This is a genomic window from Xenorhabdus hominickii (assembly GCF_002632725.1).
Classification (GTDB): Bacteria; Pseudomonadota; Gammaproteobacteria; order Enterobacterales; family Enterobacteriaceae; genus Xenorhabdus; species Xenorhabdus hominickii.
This window is the reverse complement of record NZ_NJAI01000108.1, coordinates 1-476: the sequence shown is the minus strand read 5'-3', so window position 1 is coordinate 476 and position 476 is coordinate 1. Positions and strand designations below refer to the sequence as shown.

1 protein-coding gene and 1 pseudogene are annotated in these 476 nt (G+C 50.8%); both read left to right on the top strand.

Going from position 1 to position 476, the window contains the following annotated elements; translation table 11 throughout:
• A pseudogene (locus Xhom_RS31820) lies at positions 1-219 on the top strand (baseplate J/gp47 family protein); the annotation flags it as partial.
• On the top strand, positions 216-476 hold a 261-nt coding region (locus tag Xhom_RS25400; RefSeq protein WP_145957539.1), incomplete at its 3' end, for a putative phage tail protein. The pseudogene Xhom_RS31820 and the gene Xhom_RS25400, both read left to right, overlap by 4 nt.

Sequence of the window (476 nt, the reverse complement as noted above, 5' to 3'; positions counted from 1 at the left end):
GTGGGCACTGACATCACTCACCGCATCGCCACCGCGATTGATACGGTGTTGTTTGAGAGCGGAAACCCGGACGGAACGGGGAAAATATTGATATCCGATTTGCAGTATGCGATTGCGGATGTGCCGGGCACGGCCGGTTTTGTTATCACGTCACCAACAAAAAACATGGCGTTGTCTGTCGGACATTTGCCTGTGCGGGGTGAGGTCAAATACACATGAAACAATACAGTGTCAGTGAATACACCTCAGCACTCAACGGATTACTGCCAACGGGTATGGCCTGGACGCGAAACCCTCATTCAGTGATGAGCGTCACCATGAGGGCTCTTGCACACAGTTATCACCGCAGTGATCAGGATGCGCATTTGTTGTTAGTCGGCAGTTTCCCGGCAACCGCCACCATTATGTTACCAGAATGGGAAAAAACATTGGGGTTGCCTGATGAGTGCGCTATGGGGGAAATTGACAGTATTTCA